Here is a 22615-nt window from a genome sequence, read left to right on the forward strand (position 1 = left end):
ACAGGATGTAACCCGACATGATAGAGCCTTTTTTCTTTGATGATGAACGCCTTTTCGGCAGCTATTTCTCATCTACTGACCCCTATACCGATAAAGTTGTCATCCTTTGCCCGCCCTTGTTCGATGAATACCGACGCACCTACCGAGCATTGTCTGAACTGGCAATGGCCATCGCAGAGCGTGGCGCGCACGCGTTTCGCTTTGACTATTATGGAACGGGAGAATCCCAGGGCGATCTTGCTGAGGCTACGATAGAAGGATGGTTGTCGGATATCGAAACAAGCATTGCTGAAGCCGTTGCTGTATCCGGTGCCAGCCAGGTCGTATTATTGGGTGTCCGCTTTGGTGCAACGCTGGCCGCGCAAAACAGCAATCCGCAGGTCAAAAGTCGTCTGTTCTGGGACCCGGTGATTTCCGGAAATAACTATCTTGACTGGCTGAATGAAATAGACCAAATTCTGTATACAAGACATAAAGCCGCCTCCCGAAGCAACAATGTCGCTTTTGAAAATATCGACTACAAGAACTTTGATCTACCTGAACAGCTCACCACCCGAATGAGCCAGGTCACCATTCAGGATAGTCTTCTGAGCGACCCGCATCAGTGCTTTACCGTTTCAACCGACCCTGACTTCTGCCAGCAGCAAGCTTCTCAGAATTGCATCTATGCGGGCCTACCTTATGACTGGCCCTATTATCACGATGGCGTCATTACACAAAAGCCAGTACTTGAAGCTTTACTTAACCGGGTGGTCGCATGATAAAGGAAAAAATTTTCACTTACGGCGAGCATCAACACGGCATTGGCGTTGTCTCTGAGCCCGATGATACATCAACAAGCCCGGTTGTCGTGCTTCTAAATGCCGGGTTGTCGCATCGTGCAGAACCCTACCGTCTTAACGTGCTACTGGCCCGCCGACTGGCAGCTCTCGGGTACATTGCGTTACGAGTCGATCTGTCGGGAAAAGGAGATTCCCCTACTCGTGAAAGCATGAGCAACCGGGAGTCGGTTTCCCTCGACTGGACATACATGAAGCAGTCGCTCGAAATACTCTACGGACCAAGAACCGTTCTAATGTTTGGACTGTGTTCCGGTGCAGACAATGGTATTAAACTCTGCGCACAGGACCCTGACATCAAAGGGTTGATCCTACTCGACCCGGTTTCAAGGCAGGACCCTGGGTTTGCCAGGAGGGACCTCCTGAGAAAGCTGACTAACCTAAGCAAGTGGCAGAACATTCACAAAATATTGTTGCGCCGGTTTAAACAGAGCACAAACAAGGAAAGTTCGCTTCTGGACTCCCCGATGGATCTGCGAGATGAGCCCAACGACGAGGACATGGATCAATGTTTAAGCGGGATCGTTAAAAAAGACGGTCGGGTTCTGGCTTTGTTTACCAGCCAGACTTTATATCATTACAACAAGTGCGGCCAGTTTGCATCGGCTATGGGTATCGATGGATTAACACCTGTAACAGAGGAGTTTTTCTGGCCGAATGCCAAACACATCTATCCCGTTGAAATGCATCGCAACCGCCTTATAGAGACGGTTGCTGACTGGGCTGACCGACACATTCAACACTTTAAATCCATGAAGCCGGAATGAAACTATATCTGGTCGCAATCTCGCTCATTCTGATCACACTGATTGGCCTGGCAGGCTATTACTCGACGAGCCTAAAACAGTGGCTAAGCGACACAACAATGCCAATGCGGAAAGGCGTACATGTTTCAAGAAACGTGATGGTTCCGATGAGCGATGGTATCAACCTTGCGACCGATGTATATCGCCCGACCGGGAGCGGTGGCCGCTTTCCGGTCATTATGATGCGTACCACTTACGGCGGCGTTCCATTCAACGACATCAAGCAATTTGTTGATCACGACTATGCGGTAGTAGTGCAGCATGTGCGTGGTCGTTACAATTCACAGGGGCGTTTCAACAGCCCTTACCGGGATTCCGCCCAGGACGGCTACAATACCATTGACTGGATTGTTTCCCAATCTTGGGCCACCGACAAAGTAGGTACCTTTGGCTGTTCGTACCTCGGTGAAAGCCAGATCATACTGGCTGCAAGAAACCACCCAAATCACGTTGCCATGATAGCCTCAGGTGCTGGTGGTGCCATCGGCAAAGCCAAAGACGCCTACGGGTATTTTGGCGTGTTTGAGAATGGCGTGTTGAACCTGGCCTCCTCATTGGGTTGGTTTACTGCCGAAGGGGCAAAGGACTTCAACACCACGCCTCGTTCCGACGACTATGAAGAGCGCATGCGTACTTACATGAATTACCTGCCGGTTTCCGAAATAGCGGAAAAGGTTGCCCCCTATGAAACCGGTTTTGACGACATCATCAGCCATCCACTAACCGACAGTTGGTGGGATGAAGAAGGTTACACCCATCCCAACGATCAATTCTCTGTAGCCACCCTTCACATCAATGACTGGTTTGACCAGACTGCCCACAACGCTTTCAGGTTAGCGCAGCACATGGCAGAAAACGCCAGGACTCCGACAGCAAAATCACAGCATGTACTCATCGCCCCCGGAACCCATTGCGAGGCAGAGAAACTGAGGTCCGGAAAAATTACGGTAGGCGAGATGCCGTTTTATTATGATGCAAGAGACTTCGGTCAGATCTACCTTAACTGGTTCGACCACTGGCTCAAGCAAAAGCCCAGTGAACTACCACCCAAGTACGAGTATTACACGGTACATGCAGGGAGCTGGAACACTTCAGACCAATGGCCGCCGAAGTCAGCCACTGAAGTTGTCTTCCGGATGCAACCCGGAAATCGTCTTGAGCGTCAATCTGACCTGAGCAGTGAACAAGACACTGGTCAGACATACGATGAGTTCAGTTACGATCCGATGGATCCCGTACCAACCCTCGGTGGACCAATCTGCTGCACTTACCGGCCAGAAGACAGGGCCGGAGTGCTCGACCAACGACCGCTGAAGTCTCGCCAGGATGTGCTTGTCTACACCAGCAAACCGCTGGAAGAAGATTTGACGATTACTGGAAACCCCAGCGTAGTATTGCACGTCTCCACCAGCGCGCCGGATACGGACTTCACCGTCAAGATGGTAGACCAGTACCCGGATGGCAGGGCTTACGGACTTCAGGATGGCGTAGTAAGGTTGCGATACAGGAATGGAGTTGATCAACCGAGCCTCGTTACTCCAGGGCAGATCTATCAAATTAAGCTTGAGATGAGGCCACTTGCCTATGTGTTCAAGGCCGGGCATCGCATTGAGTTCCATGTATCAAGTAGTAACTTTCCACGCCTGGTACGAAACCTGAATACTGGCAAAGATGAGTACAGCGACTCAGAAATTTTTGTGGCAAAGAACAGAGTTCACCTAAGTGGTGACTCCCCTTCATATGTGACGCTACCGGTCACCAGATCGGGCGACCCACTTTGAACTCAAATATACCGGGGAGAACATAGAAGTGTACAAATCCGTTAAGAGCAGGATCATCAATGGAATAGAGCTTCTACCGTTTGGTCACGATATTTACCTCCAATTAGCCAAGAAGCGACTCGGCATCACATACCGCGGGGTATTTGATACGAGCCGTGCTGCTCAGCACAGTGCTTTCGGTGAGGTAACCAGTGAGTACGATGTCATCAATGAAGAAAAAAATGAAAATCTGGATAATGAAATGCCCATACTCGATAAACGGGTATTGGATATCGACTACCCGCTGTTGTTCTGGCTTTCCAGGTTGATGAAACCTTCTCAGAAGATTCTCGAATTGGGAGGAAGTATCGGGCAAGGGTTCTACAGCTTTGAACGTTATTTTCCCTACCCAGACAACATCATATGGGTGATTGCAGAGCTGGCAGGGGCTGTAAAAGCCGGCCAAAAAGTCGCTGAGATGAAGCAGGAAGAGCGACTGGACTTTATAGAAAGCAATTGCCTCAGCGACGTACATTCTGCTGATATTTTTATGACAGCAGGAACCATACAATATATTGATACTAACTTGAGCACCCTGCTAAACGATCTTAGGCAACTTCCGGAACATGTGCTGATACACAACCTGCCGGCTCACCCGACTGAAGACTTCTGGACGCTCCAAAATCTGACCGTCTGTGAAGTACCTTATCACATTCATTCATTGGCCAATCTTGTCAGTGATATGGAGAGTTCCGGCTTCGAACTTATCGATCAGTGGAAACACCCCCGACAGATAGAGATACCCTACAACCTTAATAAAAAAGTTGAGCATTATTTTGGTTTTTACTTTAAGAGGAGGTTGTCTGCCCACCCGAAGGTCCAGAATTGACCCAGATAATGATAGCGCGCTTATCATGACGTAATCGTACAGTGTTATGCGGCGGTTAGGTAATTGGTGCACGCTGCCTTATAAGCTTTTGCTTCTATTACGGCAGATCAAAAAACAGGCAATAGATCGCCATTCCCTCTTCCTCTAACAGTTAAACTGTGACAAAGTTAACGTTGTTAAGGATAACAGCAGTTAAGATGAGATGTTACGGATGACCGTCAAAAGCACTCTGATTCAAGCACTCACCAGCGCCCCCATGAACCGCCTCATGAGCGGGATACGCAACCAGTGTGTCCCTGTATTCATGTTTCACCGAATGCAGGACAAAGCGCTGGGAGTCCATGGCCACCAGCCAGACACCTTGCGGGCAGCCTTGTCTTACGTCCGTGAGAATCACTTTCAACCCATTTCAATTCGTACGCTGGTCGATCATCTGAACCAAGGAACGCCGCTGCCCGAGAAAGCCGTTGCTTTCACAATGGACGACGGCTTTTACGACCAGGCCGAAATTGCCGTGCCCATTTTTCAGGAATTTCAGGTTCCAGTAACTATCTTCATTGCCACTGGCCTGCCGGACAACGAGTGGTGGTCTTGGGACTACAAGCTTGAATACCTGATCATGTCACGCATGCGAAGCGCGCAACAAGTGCACATTGCCGACCAGGCTTGGGACATAGACAACGCTGATCGCGACAGCCGCCGGCGTTGCTTGCGCTCCATGCGCAATTACATCAAAGGCCAGGATGGCACCGGGTACGATGCCTTTGTAGAAGACATCAGCCATCAACTGGGCTGTGACTTGCCGCCCTTGCCACCCCCGGCCTACCGCGCCATTTCCTGGTCTCAGGCCCGGGCACTGGAATCCCAGGGCGTGGAATTCGGCCCCCACTCACACCGACACAATATTTTACAAGCCCAGTCGCTGGCCGATGCCGAGCGCGAAATTCGTCACAGTTGGAGCCGGCTGAAAGCCGAACTCAAGCACCCACTGCCGGTGTTCTGCTATCCTACCGGGCGCAGCGGCGTGGACTTTGGACCGCGCGAAATGGCGATTGCCCAGCACATAGGCTTAGAAGCTGCCATGTCGGCCGATGCGGGTTATATTGACCTGGGTGCCGATGCGCATAACAATCTGTTCGCCCTGAGGCGATTCGCCTTTCCCGACAAGCTCAGTGACTTTCGCCAATACTGCAGCTGGCTGGAACGGTTCAAAGAACGTCGCTACGCCTTCTGACAACGTTAGAGCGTGGAAAATTACCCAAAACTGAATATACTCACTACAGATGTAGCAAGGAGCATACGCCGTGTACCAGGAAAGGATTCGCAGTATTGTCGCCAAGTCCGTCAAACTGTCCAAAGACATCACTGACATTCAGGATTCCGACGACCTCTATTCGGTCGGCCTCACCTCACTGACCACCGTCAACCTGATGCTCTCTCTCGAAGACGAATTCGACATTGAATTCGACGATAACCGCCTTTCCAGACAAACCTTTGAAAGCATTGCCGCGTTGAACGACGCCGTAGAAGAGCTGAGTGCCTAACCGCCACTGACGGCGGCACGTGCAGTTCTAATTGTAAAAGAACAGGAGAAAACGCATGGAAGCACACGCACTTAGAACGTTCGCTCAAATAAAAGCCACCGTTCATGAGCTGGGGCAGAGCATTGTTGCCGCTCACGCCGACGACGTAGACCAGCAAGCCCGTTTCCCGCACGAGGCCTTCGCCGCCCTGCGCAGTGAACGCTTACTGTCGAGCTATGTGCCATCGAGTTTTGGTGGCGACGGCCTGAGCCTGACCGAAGTGTCCGAGCTGTGCCGAATTCTCGGCCACTATTGCTCCTCGACCGCGATGATTTACGCCATGCACCAGATTCAGGTGGCCTGCATCGTTCACCACGGTCAGGAATCCGCTTATTTCAGCCGGTATTTGCGCCAGATGTGCGAACAGCAACTGTTGCTGGCATCGGCAACAACAGAGATGGGCGTCGGCGGTGACTTGCGTTCCAGCCTCTGCCACGTAGAGGTCGCTGACGATCAATTCACACTGACCAAGCAGGCGCCAGTTATCTCCTACGCGCTGCATTCCGATGCCATTCTGGTTACCTGCCGCAGCCATAAAGACGCCCCGGCCAGCGACCAGGTTCAGGTATTGGTCGAAACCCAGAAAACCAACCTGACCCCGCTGACTGGCTGGGATACCCTCGGCTTTCGCGGCACCTGCAGTGCTGGCTTCACACTGGAAGCCCAGGGTCATAAAGATCAGATTCTGCCCACTCCTTTCTCAGTGGTGCTGGCGCATACCATGCACCCGGTATCGCACCTCACCTGGGGCTCACTCTGGACCGGCATGGCCCAGGGCGCGACCAACAAAGCCCGGCTGGCCGTGCGCGACATGATGCGCCGCAGCGATGAACTGCCTCAGGTCACCGCCCTGCGTTTGGCCGAGCTGGACGAAGTATTGTTCAGCATGAAGGGCGGACTGGCCGGTGCCATGCAGGCTTACCAGGCCATGCTCGATGACAACAACCTGTTCCAGGCCGAGAAATACGGCTTTGCCATTCAGGTGAACAACGTGAAAACCAGCTGTTCGGAAATGGTGGTCGATGTGGTCGGCAAGGCGTTGCAAATCGTCGGCATCGGCGGCTATCGCAACGATGGAAAATACAGCCTGTGCCGCGAACTGCGCGATGCCCATGGTGCCGCGCTGATGGTCAACAACGACCGGATACGCGGGCACAACGCCACCATGCAAGTGGTGGTTAAGGAAAGCTAACACCCGGATCGCAAGGAGAGGCCGGGCTGTACAAGCCCCGGCCAGCGCTGCTTATGAAACACATACTGTCATTGGACCCGACCACCTATCAACGTCACGCCCTGCACGGCGAGGACCGGGTATGGTCGGAAACCAACTGCTACGTCGATGTACTGATCGAACAAATTCATGCCCTGGGTTTCGACCCCGTGGCCGGTCTTGCCTTTACTCTGGCGATTGATTTTGAAGTCGATCAGTGGACATTTTTCAAATACCCCCATGCCGACCTGTGGCAGCTGTACGGTTTTGACATTCAGGAAATGAACCCCTGGCACCGCCTGGCCGACCATGTTGAACGTCAGGTTAGTGCCGGCCGGCCTGTATTGGTAGAACTGGATTCGTGTTATTTACCGGACACTCAGGGAACCACCTACCACTGCGAACACGTTAAATCGACGGTCTCTGTCAATGCCATCTCCGTTGCCGACCGAACCCTGGGCTACTTTCACGGTCAGTCTTACTACCAGGTCGATGGCGACGATTTTGACCGCTTGTTTCAAACCGACGGGCTGGTGCACGAACGCATGCTGCCGCCCTACGTTGAATACATTAAACGGCACCATACCCCCACCACGCTGGATGCCCAGACCCTGACTCAACGCTCGCTGGCCTCGTTGCGTCATCAGTGTGCCCTGATACCCAAGCACAACCCGTTTACATTGTTTATTGAAGCGTTCAGTCGCGAATTACCCGAATTGAAAGCGGCGGGCATGTCCCACTTCCATCTCTACTCATTTGCCACGCTGCGGCAGTTTGGCGCCTGCTATGCGCTGGCTGAAACATATTTGAACTGGCTAGACCAGCGAACGAACCTCCCATTCGCAGACGCGGCAGCGGCCTTCGGGCGCATTAGCCTCGCCGCCAAGACACTGCAATTTCAACTGGCCCGGGCCATTGCTCGCGACAAGCCACTGGATTTGACCGCACTGGAGCAGATGGCAGGCGACTGGCAACAGGCGGTCGATCAGGTTCGCACACTGATGCGGGAATGATCCGATGATCGACGTGTCTCTCAGCCATGCCAACGGATGGCTACTGGCCAGCACCGAGCCCGAGGGGGAGCCGGCGGCGTCAGACTGGATACCCATTGCTGCTGCCCGGCCTGTTAACGCGCTGCTGTGTGAAGGCGAGCTCGATGTTTTACCGAGACAAGCGGTCAATCAGCCCGGCGACCGGGACTGGTGGTACCGGCTCGACTTGCCCGCAGACCAGCCCCACCAGGCCGTGCTGCGCCTAACCAACCTGGCGACGCTGTTTGATGTGTGGTTCGACGACCAACCGGTTTTTTCTGGCAGTAACCCCTTTGTAACCGACTATTTGCCTGTGCCCCCCGACACCCGGCAACTGACGCTGCGATTCCGGTCTCTGGCCAGCGCCCTCAGCACCCGCAAACCCCGACCTCAGTGGAAAACCGGACTGGTTAATAACAACCTGCGCTGGTACCGCACGTCGTTGCTTGGCCATACCGTCTGGTCAGGATCGCTGTGGGCCATTGGGCCCTGTCAGCCACTTGAATGGCTGAGTAAGGCGCAGGCCTGGCTCGACCAATGGTCGTTTTGCCCGAGCGTAAACGGTGACAATTGTCAGGTTTCCGTGAGCCCCCCCGAAGACGCTGCATTACAAAAGACCGGCCAGCACCTGACGTTTCAGTTAGGCGACGCGGCGCCGGTTACCCTCACCGGAGAGGGTGAAACGCTGTCGTTTGGTGACTTGCCACGCTGGCAGGTCCACAGCCAGGGCACTCCGCACCGGCACCGCGTTACTCTGGCACTGTGGCAGGGTGACCAGTGCCTGGCCGAACGTACGGTTCGGCTTGGGTTCCGGAAACTCACGGTTAGCCTGAGCGGGCAGGCGCCGGCCTTTTACATCAACCAACAGGTGCTGTTTATGCGCGGTGCCTGCTGGTCACACAGCAATCTCCCTGGCTTTGAATTCGATGCCGACAAGGCCCGGCGCATTCTCACAGCGGCCCGGGATGCAGGCATGACCATGCTCCGTATCGGCGGCACCATGCAGTATGAAACCGATGCGTTTTACGACCTGTGCGATGAGTTGGGCTTGCTGGTATGGCAGGACGCCGCCTTCGCCAATATGGACTACCCGCATGACGACCCGGACTGGCTGGCCTCGGCTTCAGCCGAACTGCACCAGCAAGCCCGCCGGCTTAGCCAGTATGCCGCCGTGGTTGCCTGGTGTGGCAGCAGCGAAGTCGAACAACAGGCCGCCATGCTGGGCCAGCCCCGCGAGCGATGGCGCAACCCCTGGTTTGCAGAACACCTGCCCGCCCTGCTGCGCGATGCCAACCCAGACTGGCCCTACTGGCCTTCAACCCCGTGCGATGGCGCCTTGCCGTTTCATACCGATACTGGCCTCGCGCACTATTTCGGGCTGGGCGCCTACCGCCGGGATGAACAGGACCTGCAACTGAGCCAGGTGCGGTTCACCCCCGAATGCCTGGGGCACTCACACTTACCAGACGATGCCTTTACCGCCCGGCACTTTGGCGCCACACCGCCGCTTACCCACACCCCGTCCTGGAAAGCCGGCGTGCCCCGGGATGCCGGATGCGGCTGGGATTTCGAAGACATCCGTGATCATTACCTGCACCGGTATTTTCACTGTGATCCGGTGCGCTTGCGCTCCGTTGACCCGGCTGGCTATGCCCAGCGCAGCCGTCTGCTCACCGGCTACCTGCTAAGCCAGGCGTTTCACCTGTGGCGCAGTAACGCCAGCCCGTGCCAGGGTGCACTGGTCTGGTGGTTGAACGACCTGGTGCCCGGCGCTGGCTGGGGGTTGTTCGACAGCGACGGCGGTGCCAAACCGGCATTGCACGGTGTCGCGGATGCCTGGCAGGCGGTGCAAGTGAGCCTGGTACCGCAGGGGCTGAATGGCCACAACCTATCGTTCATCAACGAAAGCCCCGCCAATATTAATGCCCGAATTAAGGTCACGTTGCTTCAAACGGGCCGGGGCAACACGTTAGAACACGAACAAAAGGTAACGCTGGCACCCTACAGCAACACCCTGACCCGTCTGGATTCAATGCTCGATGGCTTTCAGGACACCACTGCCAGCTATCACTTTGGTGCTGAACCCTGGGATGTGATTGCGGTATCGCTCTATGACGAAAACAACGACTTGCTCAGCCAGCACTGCCACTTCCCGACCGGGCTGAATTTGCCCGTTCAATACGACCGCGACCGCTTGGGGCTGAGCTGTAACATAGCCCGCGAAGGCGACGACGTCTGGCTGACCCTGAGCGCCGATCGCTTTGTGTATTTTTCTGAAATCACCCTGACTGGCTGGCAGGCCGCGCGCCAGGGTCTGCACCTGTTGCCAGGGCAAGTACAGCGCGTTCGGCTGATTCCCGATGCCCCGGGCCAAACTCGATTGCGCGGTCACCTTAGCGCCCTGAACCTGGCCAGCACCGTGCGCCTGGCGGCGGAGGTCGAGCTGCTATGACCACCGTATCCGAGGTGACAACAACGACCGTACCGTCGGCCACATCTCCCACCCCGCCCATTCATCGCCAGGCGGGCTGGCTGGCGCACAACGACGACCAAACTTTCTACTGGTTGCATCAACCGGCTGAACAGCCCATTACTCACCTGGTGGTGCTGTGCCCGCCGATTGGCTACGAGTACGTGCACAGCCACCGTACGCTGAAATTTCTGGCCGATCAGTTGGCTCAGGCGGGCTGTTGCGTCGCCCGACTCGACTACCCGGGCACCGGCAATGCTGGGTCGGACCTTACCTCCCCAAACCTGATTAACCGCTGGATTGACGCCATCAGCGCGGTTCGCAATGATCTGAAACGTCAGCGCCCCGACCTGGCGTGTACCCTGATGGGTCTTCGCCTGGGGGCGACCCTGGCCGTGCAGGCCACCCAGCCCGGTGACGACCTGGTGCTGATTGAACCCGTGGCAAGCGGCAAGCGCTTGGTGCGGGAGCTCAACGCCGCCTCGCGCTTTGCTGAAGTTCAAAGCCAGAGCGACTTTATTGAATCGGGCGGGTTCATCTACACCGAAGCAACACTGGCCGCGCTCAGTGCGCTGTCCATCTCCGGTGCCGACCTGCAACCCGCCAAACGCGTACTCTGTTTTAGTGAACAACCGGCCAAAGCCTTGAAAGTCAGCCTGGCGGAAGTAGACGCTGTCTGCCAGCCGTACCAGGGCTATGCCGGCATCATGGCCGAGCCGCAACACACGGAAATCCCCGTCGATCTGTTAACGCAGATCGTCAGTGCCGTGGTGGAAGCACCCAAAGACACCTCAACACCCGCTCAGCCTGAGCGCATCGCCGTAGCAGACCATCAATGGCACGAAGGCCAGTTCACAGAGACCACCGCGACAGACCCCCAGGGCCAGTTTTATCTGGTCACCCAGCCGGTTACCGAGGCCCCGGGGGCTTCAGTTCTGGTACTGATCAACTCGGGGTCGGTGCATCATGTTGGTCCGAACCGAACTTATACAGAGTTCTGCCGCGCAGCGGCGCTGCAGGGTATTCCCTCTGTCCGGTTCGATCTGCTGAATCTGGGTGACAGTGCCCGGGCAACCGTGGCTGAAGAAAACCACTGCTACCCGGCCGAGGCCAACGCCTATGTTGCTTCCCTGCTCGCCTACATCCGGCAGCGTTTCCCCGGGCGCGCCATCACGCTGGGGGGCATTTGTTCCGGCGCCCACCACGCCCTGCACACTGCGCTGATGCAACCTGACCTGGTGCAGCGGCTGGCCATCATCAACCCGCTGACGTTTTACTGGCGACCGGGCCTGTCACTGGACATCCCACGGGAGTCATCCACGCATCAGGATACCGCTTATTACCGACAAGCGATGAAAGATCCGAAACGCTGGATAAAATTATTGAAAGGCCAGGCCAGCCTGGGCTACATCGCCGGTTACGCGGTTCGCTTTGCGCGCAAACGCCTGGCGGCACTGGGTGACCAGATCAGCGGGATACTCAAACCCATTCCCGATACGACACTGAACAGGGATTTGCAGAAACTGGTGCGGGCCGGCATTAAGGTGAACTTCGTGTTTTCGGACCGAGACCCGGGCTGGGACATTCTGGCCGACGAAACCCGGCTGCCCAAAACCAAACTGGCGCGCAAGCTTGGGGTTCGTATTCACCCGGTCACCGAGGCCAACCACACCTTTTCGTGGTACCGAAGCCGCGCGGTCGCAGCCCAGCTGCTGACGTCTCTGGCGAGTACAAATACAGTCCAGGTAGCCTCATCAGACAACGGTGTCGCGCCCCATGGGTGAGCCAATAAACGCCTCATGGCGTGCTGCTCTGTCTAGCTACCGGGCGCTGGCGTTGCTGATAGCGGTGGCAAGCCTCGCCTGTTTCGATCTATTAAACTGGTCGGGCAACCGCACCACGGAACGCTGGCTGTTGAATCTGTTTAACAACGCACCGGTGTTTTTTGTCTTTTTAACCGGTCTGTTGCTGACGCTGAAGCGCACTGAACTCAACACAGCAACCGCTTATGGCCGTTTTCTGGCAAGGCAGGCCTGTTTTATAGGGGTGCCTTATCTGGTCTGGCTGTTACCGGGGCTGGCCTATGAGTATTTTCCCAACGGCGAGCCAAGCGCGAATTATCCACACCTGGCCGAGTGGCCTCTGTGGTTGCAACTGGGCTGGTACGTTGTGACCGGGGGTACCACAGCGAATTACCCGCTCTGGTTCATTCCGATGCTCGCCCTGATCTATCTGTCGCTGCCATTGTGGCTTGCTCTGGCAAGGCGCCCCGCCCTGCTGCTTTGCGTGTTTATCGGGGCGGTGATCTGGGCCAACATGATTCAGCGCCCGCACTACCCCAACCGGGAAGTCTGGTGGCTATGGATGTATTTCTGGCCCGGTTTGTTGCTGGGTATGCTGGCGGCGCTCTGGCTTGAACGGGGGCAGCCGGGTCATCGCACCATTGTGTGGGTCTGTGCCGTGCTGGCGGTTGCATCCTTTCTATGGATGACACTGGTGGAACAGCATGCAGGTGTTTACCGGGTGACTGAATGGCTTGGGCCCGAGCGTGCGCTGATCGATTTTCTGTTGATTAACAAATTATCACTGGCCGTGCTGTTACTGAGTGTTTGCCTGTCGTTGTCAGCAGCAATGCATCGCCTACTGCAGCCTTGGGCCGCCGAGAGTTACGGTATTTTTCTGGCGCATACCTATGGCACGCTTGCTGTGGCCATTGCGCTGGATCATGGGCTGATTGCGGGCAACCTGGGTACCTGGCTGATCCGGGTGGCGCTAAGCCTGACAGTCTTTTACGGCGTCATGGTGCTTACCCGTCGGGTTTTCTCACACCAGGCCAACTGGCTGATTGGACAGCCACGGGGGTGGGTATGAAGGCATACTGGTTTTCGGCACCGCTGCCACGACAGGACATACGTTTGCCCGCACTGGATCTGCTTCGGTTTTTTGCGGCCCTGATGGTGTTGTTGTACCACTACACCGCCAGCGGCGTGGGCAACACGAATTTCCCCAATCGCTACAATCTCATTGCCTCGACCGAATTACTGCCTGGCTGGTCCAACGTTACCCATTTCGGGTTTATGGGCGTTAATCTCTTTTTCCTGATCAGTGGCTTTATTATTTTTGCATCGGCCAGTGGCCGCACGACGCTCGATTTTGCGGTCTATCGCTGGATTCGGCTGTTTCCAACCTACTGGGTATCCATTCTGTTTACCCTTGCCATGCTCTGGTTCTTTCTTGGCGCCAGCCTTGAGGTCAGTGCGTTCGAGGTCGCCGCCAACCTGACCATGGTGCAGTCGTATCTGGGCGTCACCCATCTCGACCCGGTGTACTGGACGTTGCTGGTCGAACTGCATTTTTACATTCTGATCGGGCTGGCATTACTGACTCGCCAGCTTGGTGCCTACCGGTTCTGGCTCAGTCTCTGGCTGATCTCAGCCATCGGCTACCGGTTGGTGGGCCAGCCGTTTTTTCTGAAATACCTCATCGCGCCTGATTACTCTGCTTATTTTATTGCCGGTATGACCCTGTGCGCCTTGCGCACTGAGCGGCGAGACCCCTGGGCCTGGCTGGTGTTACTGGGCAGCTTTGCGCTGGCCTGCAGTTACCTGCCCGAGCAAATCGCCTTTTACAACTTTGGCACCAGCACCGGTCTTGACTGGCTGGCCGGCAGCCTGTTGCTCGCACTCGGCTTTGCCGCGCTGACGGCCATCAGCCTGGGTTACTGGAACCCGGCCAACCGCCCCTGGATCCTCCTACTCGGCAGCCTGACTTACCCGCTGTATCTGGTGCATCACCAGTTAGGCCGCTACCTGATAGACGCCTGGTATAGGCAAATGCCGGGCCTGGTCATTCTGTTGCTGTGCACCGCCCTGAGTCTATTGTTTGCGTTGCTGGTTCACCTGCTCGGTGATCGCTGGATCGCCGGTGCCTGCCGCCAGTTCTATAAACACCGCATCAGACCCAAACTCACTCATCGACCCAAACCAAAAGGACCCGCGCATGGAAGCCTCCCTTCGTGACGACATCGACGCCATTCTGAGCAGCATCATCAAACTCGACACGGCTGAGGGCGTGCATCGCAGCCAGTGTGACACCTGGGATTCAATGGCACAGGTGGCTCTGGTATCGGCACTGGAAGGTGAGTTCGACCTGGCGTTAAGCCTCGACGACGCCATGCAACTGAACACGCTCGACGATTGCGTCGAGCTGGTGAACCGCTACCTCTAGGCCGCTGCCATGAAATATCTGCAAGCACAACGCGCGGTCGCCGCGCTCGCGGACGACGCACCTGCCTCAATCGTCCTGCTGGCAACGTCGTTTCAGAGTGAGAACCTCGATCGGTACTTACAGGCGCGACACGCCCTGGCAGGGCAACGGCTAACGGTTCAGCATTTGCCATTCAATACGCTGGCACAACAAAGCTATACCGCCGCCAGCCTCGATGAAGTCTGGCTGATGCTGCCCTGGGACTGGTTGCCGGAAACCGACTGGCGCACCGGGTTGCCCGCACAACCACTGGGTCTGGCTGATCTGGAGGCGAGGTTGGCCGCACAGGAACAACGCCTGCAGCAACGCGGCATGCCCATTCTCTACCTCGATGCGCCCATGCCACCGGTTATGGCCAGCCCGGCCCAGCAAGCGCAACTCGCAAACCGGCTGCGCGAAGCCGCGTATCGGGCTGGCGCCAGGTTGCTTGATGGCGAGGCCTTTGATCTGGCCAGTTTTCTGAACACCGGCGTTGCCATTGCAGGCCGCAGTGCCGATGCCATTGCCGAAGCCCTCTATGAGCAGCGCTACCCAAGCCCGAAGTCGCCGCGCAAGGTGCTGGTGACCGACCTCGATCAGGTCATGTGGCAGGGCATCATCGGTGAAGACGGCCTCGATGGCATTCAATACCGGCCCGAGGGCGCCGGCTACCCGCACTTCTTGTATCAGCAGGCGCTGCAGCGCCTGAAGCACGGCGGCACCCTGATCGCCGCTGTCAGTCGCAACGATGCCGACCTGGCCCGAGCTCCGTTTGAAACGGGCACCATGTCACTGAGTGAATCTGACCTTGTCGCCATTCTGGGCAGTTACCAGCCCAAGTCGGCCCAGATCCGTCACTTGCTGGAACAGCTGGATCTGGGTCTGGATGCCGTGGTGTTTGTCGACGACAACCCGGTCGAACTGTCGGAAGTCAGCACCGCGTTGCCCGACGTTCAGTGCCTGCAGTTTCCGGATTCCGTGGCTGCCTTTCCGGATTTTCTGGAACGGCTGCTAACGCACTTCGAGCAGGACACCACCAGTCAGGAAGACCGGCAACGCACAGAACTCTACCGAACACGGCTTAAAGGCATGGCGCCGGTAAACGCCGAAGGGGCCGATCTGACGGACTTTCTGAGCTCACTCGACATGCAGCTCACCTGGCACGACCGCAGCCAGACACAGCGCGACCGAGCCTTGCAGCTGATCAACAAGACCAATCAATTCAATTTGAATGGCAAGCGCTGGACGGACGACGAGCTCGATGCAGTTCTTAGCCAGGGTGGCCGGCTGTACTCAGCCAGCCTGGCCGATGCGCACGGTGGCCATGGCGAGATCATGGCTTGCCTGATCGATGTGGAGGGCTGCATTCGTGCCTGGGTGATGTCATGCCGGGTGCTGCAGCGTCAGGTCGAGGCCGCGTTTTTGCATATTCTGTCTGAGCACTCAGTCGCCGGTGAGATACTGGTGTTCGACCGGGTGAACACCGCGCGCAACCGGCCCCTGCAGGATTTTCTGGACACATTGGCACTGAAACACAACCAAATTGAACGGGACAGGCTGGCGCAACAAACGCAGGCGGCGCGCGCCTTATTCACCCTTCACAACGCCACCGAAACGAGCCCTTCATGAAGCAGCACACCTTCTGGCTACCCACCGACAACAACGGTGCCGTTTTTGCACACTGGTTCGATGTAGAGGCGCACCGTGCGCCACCTGTGGTGCTGTGCCACCCGGTCGGCCCGGAATACATGCACTGCCACACGGCGCTGCGTCAGCTTGCGTTGCAATTGCAGGCCGCCGGTCAGGCAGCACTGGTGTTTGACCTGCCCGGTTATGGCAACAGCAGCGGTCAGTTAACCGAGCCCGGCATACTGGACGACTGGGAACAGGCCCTGATTGCGGTCACTGGCTGGGTGCAGCGGCACTGCGGTATCGCCCCTGTTTTACTGGCCATGCGGGCCAGCAGTTTGCTCACACCGGCGGTTGTTTCCCGTGTCCCGCTGGCAGGCCTGGTGTGGTGGTACCCGCACACCCGGGGCCAGACGTTCGTTCGCGACCTGAACCTGATTGATTTGCAACTGCACAGCCAGGCCCCGGAAGATGCTCCCTGCCTGACCGGGGGCGGCTACCCCATGCACCGCGACACAGCGGCGCAGCTTGAACAACGGTCGCTGGCCATAGAACCCGATTACCCACTGAATACGCTGGTTATTCATACCCCTGAACAGAAGCGCATTGCTGCGCTGGCCGGGCTTGAAGCGGCTGGCGGTCAGGTCGACCGCATCCGTTCTTCGGAACTGTCGGCCATGGCCCGCCAGGCCGAGGCATCGGTGGTTCCGCAACACGATATTGACCACCTGGTCGAGTGGCTCGGCTCACAATCAATCTCCTCCAAAGCTCATCAGCCCGAAAGCCTGGAGCCTGCAGATAGCTGGCAATCCACCGGGTTTACTGAGACATCGCTGCGGGCCGGCGCCGTTTTTGGCATTCTGACCCGGCCGTCACGGTCTGAGAGCACGACCCCCTTGGTACTGATCCCCAATACGGGCGCTGGCCATCATGCCGGGCCAAACCGGCTTCATGTTGACCTTGCCCGGCAGTTGGCGGCGCAGGGCATTGCCAGCGTTCGGCTGGACCTCGCGCATTTGGGAGACAGCCCGCAACACACCCATGCATTGAGCAATGAAGCCTACAACCTGACCGGTCGCGATGATCTGGCCGCCATGGCACGGGCAGTGATCGAGCTCGGCGCGTCCTCAGTGACCTTGCTTGGGGTGTGCGCCGGTGCCTATAACGCCTTTCAAGCGGCCCTTGCGCACCCGGACGTTCCTGTGGCCGGGCTGACGCTGATTAATGTGCAAACGCTGTACTGGCAACAGGGTGACGACAGCCGCATGCCTTCGGGTGCCCAATCGGCACTGACCCGCGCGCAATATGCGCAATCGACCAGCGACCCCAAAGCCTGGCTGCGATTACTCACCTCGCCGCGAAAGTGGCTGAACGTGGGGCGTCATCTGGTGGAACGCGTCGGCCGGGTTGCCCATGCAACCGGCCAGCGGCTCAGCCGGCATCTGTCACCCCTGGAGAGGGATCTTAGTCGGCTGACGGAGCGTGGTCTGGTGGTCCGTTTTGTGTTTTCACCAGATGAACCTGGTATGGCGGCTCTACAAGAGGCGGGCGGACGAACCCTGGCAAGGTTGATCCAAACCGGTCAGGTCAGCTGGGATCAGGTCGAACAGGCCGATCACACCTTCACCACCGCCGTTAGCCGGCAGCGGCTGATTGATCACCTCTGCCAGCAGTTAACCCTTGTCGATCACTCTTCAACTACTGTATCGACAGCGGGGCTCAGGGCGGAAAGCCAGGCATCATAACCGGCTTGATTCAGGTGGATGCCATCGCCGATGTGCATGGCCACGGCCAGGTTGTCGCTGTCGCTCTGCGGGGCATGGGGCGAGGCGACCAGTTCCACCTGTTCCGAGTCGGCAAAGGCCTCCTGGTAGGCGTCATTCCAGCGGCGAATATTGCGGTTATACCCCACCAGCCCAACGCGCTCATCCATGGCGTGAATGGTCGTCAGTAAGACCGGGGGTTGCCCGGGCAGTCGCGAGACGATATCGCGCAGGTTGGCCACAGTTTGGTTGACCCGATAGCCCTGGGCGATGTCGTTGGCGCCCAGGCTGATAATCACAACCCGGGCGGTTGCCAGGCTCTGGTAGCTGTCCATTCGATCGAGCACGGCCGCCGTGGTGTCGCCCCGTATGCCGAGGTTCAGGGAACCAGGAAAGCGCTGTTCGTTGTCCATCAGTTCCAGATGGCTGTCGCCGAGCAGTACAATGGCACCGGCGCCGGTGGCGCTATCCTGTTCCAGCAGCACTTGCTGGCGCTGGGCAGCATGCTCATCAAACATTGCGTCTCTGAGCGGCAGATCCGTTTGCCTGAAAAAGGCAATCGCGACTGTTGCCAGCGTGGCCAGCGCTACGGCGGTGATCAACAAAACCCATTTAAGACCCGGGCGCCGCCGTTTGATCAGGGGGTTTACAATCATGCGGCCTCCGTCGTGACAAAACGTTTCAGAATGGTTTTCCGATCGTACTTGCCATTGGGCGTGCGTGGAAACGGCTGGTCGGTTCGCTCAATGCGAGTAGGCACCATATAACCGGGTAACCGCGCTTTCATGGCATCGATCAGGTCTGTCTGGCTAGCGGACGAGTCGGCGTGAATCAGAGCGGCAATAAAAGGCTCCTCGCCTTCCTGTTCCGGGCTGAACACGACAACGGCTTCTTCAATGGCGTCCAGACTGTTCAACCCAGCTTCTATTTCACCCAGCTCAATGCGATAGCCAAGGTATTTGATCTGGTCGTCCAGACGGCCGAGATAATGCAGCAAACCGGCGTCATCGATCTGAACCAGATCGCCGGTGCAATACAGCGGGTCGTGGAATCGCTCGTGCCAGGGGTTTTGAATGAACACCTCGGCGGTCTTTTCCGCCAACCCCAAATAGCCATAGGCGACCGAGGTGCCGCGTACCAGCAACTCTCCCTGGGTACCCGGCTTACGGGACAGCTCACCCAGCTCGGTTCTGACCCAGATGTCCATGTTGCGCCGCGGTTTGCCAATCGGGATGGAGCGGGCGTCGGCGGCCGGCACCTCATCGATGATGTGATACGTGCAATCGACGGTGATTTCTGTCGGGCCATACATATTGGTGAACTGAATGTGCGGGTACATCAGCATCCACTGGCGCACCACCGTTGGTGGTAAGGCTTCACCGGCGCACAGAATGTGCCGTACCTGGCGAAACGCCTCCGGCTTCAGGCGACGGGATTTGAGCAACAGGGTCAGCACCGACGGCACGCAGAAAAAGGTGGTAATGGCATGCTCGTCGAGCCAGCGGATCAGCCTGGGCAAGACGGCATTCAGGGCATCGTCGACCAGATGCAGAGTCGCTCCGGTCTTGAAGGCGGTGTAGAGATCGAAGGTCGAATTATCGAAATACAGCGGCGCGTGGTTGGCAATCTCGTCCTGGTCGGTTAGCTCGTAGGTTTCAACACACCAGTCAATGTAATCCACAATGGCTTTGTGCGGAATCATCACGCCCTTGGGTACGCCGGTGGAACCGGAGGTAAACAGCACATAGGCCAGGTCGATCGATAAATTGGCGCAGGTTGTAGGCTCAGAACTCAACGATGCATCTGCAAGTTGATTGACGTTGATGATCTCGATGCCGGCATCTTCCGGCAGGCGCTCCCGCAGCAGGGCTTCGCTGGTATCGCTGACCAGAATGACCTGGGAGTCGAGACTCTTAAGAATCGATTGCAGTCGTTGGGCGGGTGAATTCACATCAATGGGAACGTAGGCACAGTCGGCTTTCAAAATTCCCAGGATGCAGTGCATCGACTCCAGACTCTTGGGCATGAAAAACGCGACCATGGACTTGGCTGGTACGCCGCACCCTGAAAGATGGCGGGCCAGTCGGTTGGTGGCCTGATCAAGTGCCTGGTAGGTAATGGACTGATCGGCGCAACGCACGGCGATCTTGTCGGGGAAGCGGTGTGCCGAGGCGGTAAAAAAATCCTGGACCAACTGCGTCATGGTGTCCTCCTTAACGGTCGATATCCTGATGCTCTGACAGCAGAGCACGGGTTCTGATCATGGCGGCCCAATCATATAGTGAGAGTTTTATTGACCTGCGTCGATCAACTGCACTCTCAGCCCGATCAGCCATTGCCATTCCTCATCGTTGTCACTTTCGGTGTACTGCACTTCCGCCTGACTTTGCCAGCGCGGACTCAGCACCCGCGTCCACCCCAGGTTGGCTTGCCACAGCGATTCTTCCAGCCACTGGTACGAGGTATCCAGCGTGGTGGTTGAACGCTGCGAGGCCTGATATTCAAACCCGAGTTCAACCCGGGCCGTGCGTTCCCGGTCGTCGGCAACATTGCTGCCGGCCAGCGTCAGCTCCTGCTCCTGATCACTCAGTTCCAGCAGTGCCGAGACCGTCAGATCCCGCTGCCATTGTACGTCGGACAGGCTCAGCGTGAACTGGCGGGTAATGGCCAGCGCTTGCTGGTCTACCGCTGTGTTCTGGTTGCCAATGGTCTGCGAACTGAGGGTGTCATCCACCGATCTCGCCAGCTGCACCTGCCACAGACCCAGCTCGGTTTCTCGCTGCCACCGGGCCGACAGGCTGTAAGTTTCCAGCTCCTGCTGCTCGCGACTGGCTTCAATCCACTGGCCGTTCAGGTTCCAGGTATTCACCTGGGTCTGGTACTGCCAGCCCAATCCATACCGCCACTCACTGAGCCCCGACTCGCGCTCCTGATAGCGGGTTTCGGCCTGCCACAGGGTTTGCCGGCTCTGCTGAAAAGCGGGGGCATACCCCGCCTGCCAGCCCTGGTCTTCCACCTCCGACAGCACCAGATCATCATCGACCTGGCGATTGTTCTGCCAGTCCCACTCTGCTTCCAGCCGGTGAATCAGCCTCTGGCCCTGTCGACGCTGAAGGGCTACCAGGGTAGCCACCCGGTCATCAATGGTTCGGGCTTGGCTGAAGTCGACCTCGTCTTCGGTATGCTGATGTTCCAGTGCCACAGACAACACCTCGTCACTGGATGTCCAGACAATGTCGTTCTCGGCCTGCCAGGGGGTGGTTGGCTGCCACTCTTCGAGGGGCGATGTGACCGCTACGTTTGCCGCGGATGTCCAGTCAACCCAGGGTGTTTCCAGTTCGAACTCGAACTCCGGCGTTACGGACCCGGTTGTTTCGGTACCGTCATTGGCCAGCGCACCGGTCGCCGCCGCTTCCAGTGACCATTCGGCCAGCGCCGGTTCAACCGCAGCGATCAGCGCCAGCAACACCACCTGCCGGCCAAACAGCCGGGGTGTTGAGCACCGTGGGTCATAGCTGCTATTGCTGGTACACAACACCGGTCACCCGTTCAGCGCCTATTGCCTCCACCGCGTCTTCAATGGCGTCCATGCTGGCCCGGCCATACGGCACGGTAATCACCGACTGGTCGCAGAACTTGGACAGTACCCGGGCTTCGCTGTTCGCCAGCACCGGCGGTGTATTGATCACGATGAAGCGGTCCGGGTAGCGGTTTTTCAATTCATAAATCAGGTGTTCCATGCCCTGAGATGAGAATTGCTCGACGCTGATGCCGGTTTCATTACCGGCCGGTATCACCGCCACCCGATCAATGCCCGAAGGATAAATAATTCGATCCAGCCCCAGCGAGCGGTCTTTCAGGTAATCGGTAACACCCACCGACAGCGGGGCGGTCACCAGGCGTTGCAGGTCGGAACCGTAGGGGTTGCAGTCGACCAGCAATGCCGAGGAGTTGAGGTCGAGCGCAAAGGATATGGCGAGGTTCATGGGCGTCAGAATTGAATTGCTGTTCACGTCGACCGAGGTGAGCATGACGACGATGTTGCCACCATTGGTGTTGGCGCTACCAGCCGTGCTTTTCTCTATCAGCTTGATACGCAACTCACGGTAGGCATTGAGCACAGCGCGGTTTTTCATACCGGAATAGACGAGCTTGTTCTTTTTCATATCGGCCTTCGACATCGGATCCGGATTGGGCATTAATTCAAGCGACGCCTGGCGGGTCAGCCGATGCTCCTGGGGCAGCAGGTCGGTAATAATGTCTGCCCCCCGCGGCTTTTCGCGTACGGGTTTGGTTTCACTTTGCAGCTCAAAATCAGCCGCCTGGCTGCGTTGCGCCTTGTTTTTCTCCAATGCTCGCAAGAGCTTACTGTTATCCATTCATACTCCGG

The 22615-nt window shown here is 57.1% G+C and carries 19 protein-coding genes; 15 read left to right on the plus strand and 4 right to left on the minus strand.

The genetic code is table 11. The annotated features are described in order from the left end of the window. Positions 1–17: 17 nt before the first annotated feature. From ABJT94_RS08050 to ABJT94_RS08120, 15 genes are all read left to right on the plus strand, one after another. Positions 18–761, plus strand: coding sequence for a hypothetical protein (locus ABJT94_RS08050; RefSeq protein WP_348475810.1), 744 nt, complete (start codon positions 18–20; stop codon positions 759–761). Then, positions 758–1606, plus strand: a complete 849-nt coding sequence (locus ABJT94_RS08055; protein ID WP_348475811.1) for a hypothetical protein — start codon at positions 758–760, stop codon at positions 1604–1606. Before ABJT94_RS08050 ends, ABJT94_RS08055 begins: the two co-directional genes overlap by 4 nt. Continuing rightward, on the plus strand, positions 1603–3426 hold the full coding sequence (locus tag ABJT94_RS08060; protein ID WP_348475812.1) for a CocE/NonD family hydrolase: 1824 nt from the start codon (positions 1603–1605) through the stop codon (positions 3424–3426). The genes ABJT94_RS08055 and ABJT94_RS08060 overlap by 4 nt, the downstream gene beginning before the upstream one ends. 28 nt (positions 3427–3454) lie before the next feature. Further along, the gene (locus tag ABJT94_RS08065; protein WP_348475813.1) at positions 3455–4294 is read left to right on the plus strand and encodes a methyltransferase, TIGR04325 family; all 840 of its coding nucleotides are present in this window, start codon (positions 3455–3457) and stop codon (positions 4292–4294) included. Between the two features lie 211 nt (positions 4295–4505). After that, positions 4506–5528, plus strand: a complete 1023-nt coding sequence (locus ABJT94_RS08070) for a polysaccharide deacetylase family protein (protein ID WP_348475814.1) — start codon at positions 4506–4508, stop codon at positions 5526–5528. 70 nt (positions 5529–5598) lie between these two features. Next, positions 5599–5838: an acyl carrier protein gene (locus tag ABJT94_RS08075; RefSeq protein WP_028671356.1), complete on the plus strand. Its 240-nt coding sequence runs from the start codon at positions 5599–5601 to the stop codon at positions 5836–5838. 55 nt (positions 5839–5893) lie between these two features. Beyond that, positions 5894–7069: an acyl-CoA dehydrogenase family protein gene (locus ABJT94_RS08080; protein WP_348475815.1), complete on the plus strand. Its 1176-nt coding sequence runs from the start codon at positions 5894–5896 to the stop codon at positions 7067–7069. A 53-nt stretch (positions 7070–7122) separates the two neighbouring features. Then, positions 7123–8100 carry a DUF1839 family protein gene (locus ABJT94_RS08085; RefSeq protein WP_348475816.1) on the plus strand — a complete coding sequence of 326 codons (978 nt, stop codon included), beginning with the start codon at positions 7123–7125 and terminating at the stop codon, positions 8098–8100. A 4-nt stretch (positions 8101–8104) separates the two neighbouring features. Further along, on the plus strand, positions 8105–10570 hold the full coding sequence (locus tag ABJT94_RS08090) for a hypothetical protein (RefSeq protein ID WP_348475817.1): 2466 nt from the start codon (positions 8105–8107) through the stop codon (positions 10568–10570). Beyond that, a complete protein-coding gene (locus tag ABJT94_RS08095; protein ID WP_348475818.1) occupies positions 10567–12372 on the plus strand; it encodes an alpha/beta fold hydrolase in 1806 nt (601 codons plus the stop codon). The genes ABJT94_RS08090 and ABJT94_RS08095 overlap by 4 nt, the downstream gene beginning before the upstream one ends. Then, a complete protein-coding gene (locus ABJT94_RS08100; protein ID WP_348475819.1) occupies positions 12365–13459 on the plus strand; it encodes an acyltransferase family protein in 1095 nt (364 codons plus the stop codon). Before ABJT94_RS08095 ends, ABJT94_RS08100 begins: the two co-directional genes overlap by 8 nt. After that, entirely contained in the window at positions 13456–14607 is a 1152-nt protein-coding gene (locus tag ABJT94_RS08105) for an acyltransferase (RefSeq protein WP_348475820.1), read from the plus strand. The genes ABJT94_RS08100 and ABJT94_RS08105 overlap by 4 nt, the downstream gene beginning before the upstream one ends. Continuing rightward, complete coding sequence (locus ABJT94_RS08110) at positions 14588–14815, plus strand: phosphopantetheine-binding protein (protein WP_348475821.1); 228 nt, start codon at positions 14588–14590, stop codon at positions 14813–14815. Before ABJT94_RS08105 ends, ABJT94_RS08110 begins: the two co-directional genes overlap by 20 nt. 9 nt (positions 14816–14824) lie before the next feature. Then, positions 14825–16462: an HAD-IIIC family phosphatase gene (locus ABJT94_RS08115; protein WP_348475822.1), complete on the plus strand. Its 1638-nt coding sequence runs from the start codon at positions 14825–14827 to the stop codon at positions 16460–16462. Next, positions 16459–18207 (plus strand): alpha/beta fold hydrolase, encoded by a 1749-nt coding sequence (locus tag ABJT94_RS08120; RefSeq protein WP_348475823.1) that lies wholly within the window; start codon positions 16459–16461, stop codon positions 18205–18207. The genes ABJT94_RS08115 and ABJT94_RS08120 overlap by 4 nt, the downstream gene beginning before the upstream one ends. Here ABJT94_RS08120 and ABJT94_RS08125 read toward each other — a convergent pair. The 4 genes from ABJT94_RS08125 to ABJT94_RS08140 form a co-directional block, all read right to left on the minus strand. Next, the gene (locus tag ABJT94_RS08125) at positions 18150–18881 is read right to left on the minus strand and encodes a GDSL-type esterase/lipase family protein (protein ID WP_348475824.1); all 732 of its coding nucleotides are present in this window, start codon (positions 18879–18881) and stop codon (positions 18150–18152) included. The two genes, ABJT94_RS08120 and ABJT94_RS08125, sit on opposite strands and share 58 nt — an antisense overlap. Beyond that, positions 18878–20428 carry an amino acid adenylation domain-containing protein gene (locus ABJT94_RS08130; RefSeq protein WP_348475825.1) on the minus strand — a complete coding sequence of 517 codons (1551 nt, stop codon included), beginning with the start codon at positions 20426–20428 and terminating at the stop codon, positions 18878–18880. Before ABJT94_RS08130 ends, ABJT94_RS08125 begins: the two co-directional genes overlap by 4 nt. Before the next feature lie 87 nt (positions 20429–20515). Beyond that, entirely contained in the window at positions 20516–21760 is a 1245-nt protein-coding gene (locus ABJT94_RS08135; protein ID WP_348475826.1) for a hypothetical protein, read from the minus strand. Next, the gene (locus ABJT94_RS08140) at positions 21744–22604 is read right to left on the minus strand and encodes a hypothetical protein (RefSeq protein ID WP_348475827.1); all 861 of its coding nucleotides are present in this window, start codon (positions 22602–22604) and stop codon (positions 21744–21746) included. The genes ABJT94_RS08135 and ABJT94_RS08140 overlap by 17 nt, the downstream gene beginning before the upstream one ends. Positions 22605–22615 lie beyond the last annotated feature (11 nt).

Origin of the sequence: Saccharospirillum sp., assembly GCF_039982735.1 — a bacterium.
Classification (GTDB): Bacteria; Pseudomonadota; Gammaproteobacteria; order Pseudomonadales; family Natronospirillaceae; genus Saccharospirillum.

Excerpts from the sequence above, each read along its gene's own strand:
- ABJT94_RS08050 (WP_348475810.1), top strand. The coding sequence starts at position 18 with ATGATAGAGCCTTTTTTCTTTGATGATGAACGCCTTTTCGGCAGCTAT.
- ABJT94_RS08055 (WP_348475811.1), top strand. The coding sequence starts at position 758 with ATGATAAAGGAAAAAATTTTCACTTACGGCGAGCATCAACACGGCATT.
- ABJT94_RS08060 (WP_348475812.1), top strand. The coding sequence starts at position 1,603 with ATGAAACTATATCTGGTCGCAATCTCGCTCATTCTGATCACACTGATT.
- ABJT94_RS08070 (WP_348475814.1), top strand. The coding sequence starts at position 4,506 with ATGACCGTCAAAAGCACTCTGATTCAAGCACTCACCAGCGCCCCCATG.
- ABJT94_RS08080 (WP_348475815.1), top strand. The coding sequence starts at position 5,894 with ATGGAAGCACACGCACTTAGAACGTTCGCTCAAATAAAAGCCACCGTT.
- ABJT94_RS08085 (WP_348475816.1), top strand. The coding sequence starts at position 7,123 with ATGAAACACATACTGTCATTGGACCCGACCACCTATCAACGTCACGCC.
- ABJT94_RS08090 (WP_348475817.1), top strand. The coding sequence starts at position 8,105 with ATGATCGACGTGTCTCTCAGCCATGCCAACGGATGGCTACTGGCCAGC.
- ABJT94_RS08095 (WP_348475818.1), top strand. The coding sequence starts at position 10,567 with ATGACCACCGTATCCGAGGTGACAACAACGACCGTACCGTCGGCCACA.
- ABJT94_RS08100 (WP_348475819.1), top strand. The coding sequence starts at position 12,365 with ATGGGTGAGCCAATAAACGCCTCATGGCGTGCTGCTCTGTCTAGCTAC.
- ABJT94_RS08105 (WP_348475820.1), top strand. The coding sequence starts at position 13,456 with ATGAAGGCATACTGGTTTTCGGCACCGCTGCCACGACAGGACATACGT.
- ABJT94_RS08110 (WP_348475821.1), top strand. The coding sequence starts at position 14,588 with ATGGAAGCCTCCCTTCGTGACGACATCGACGCCATTCTGAGCAGCATC.
- ABJT94_RS08115 (WP_348475822.1), top strand. The coding sequence starts at position 14,825 with ATGAAATATCTGCAAGCACAACGCGCGGTCGCCGCGCTCGCGGACGAC.
- ABJT94_RS08120 (WP_348475823.1), top strand. The coding sequence starts at position 16,459 with ATGAAGCAGCACACCTTCTGGCTACCCACCGACAACAACGGTGCCGTT.
- ABJT94_RS08125 (WP_348475824.1), bottom strand. The coding sequence starts at position 18,881 with ATGATTGTAAACCCCCTGATCAAACGGCGGCGCCCGGGTCTTAAATGG.
- ABJT94_RS08130 (WP_348475825.1), bottom strand. The coding sequence starts at position 20,428 with ATGACGCAGTTGGTCCAGGATTTTTTTACCGCCTCGGCACACCGCTTC.
- ABJT94_RS08140 (WP_348475827.1), bottom strand. The coding sequence starts at position 22,604 with ATGGATAACAGTAAGCTCTTGCGAGCATTGGAGAAAAACAAGGCGCAA.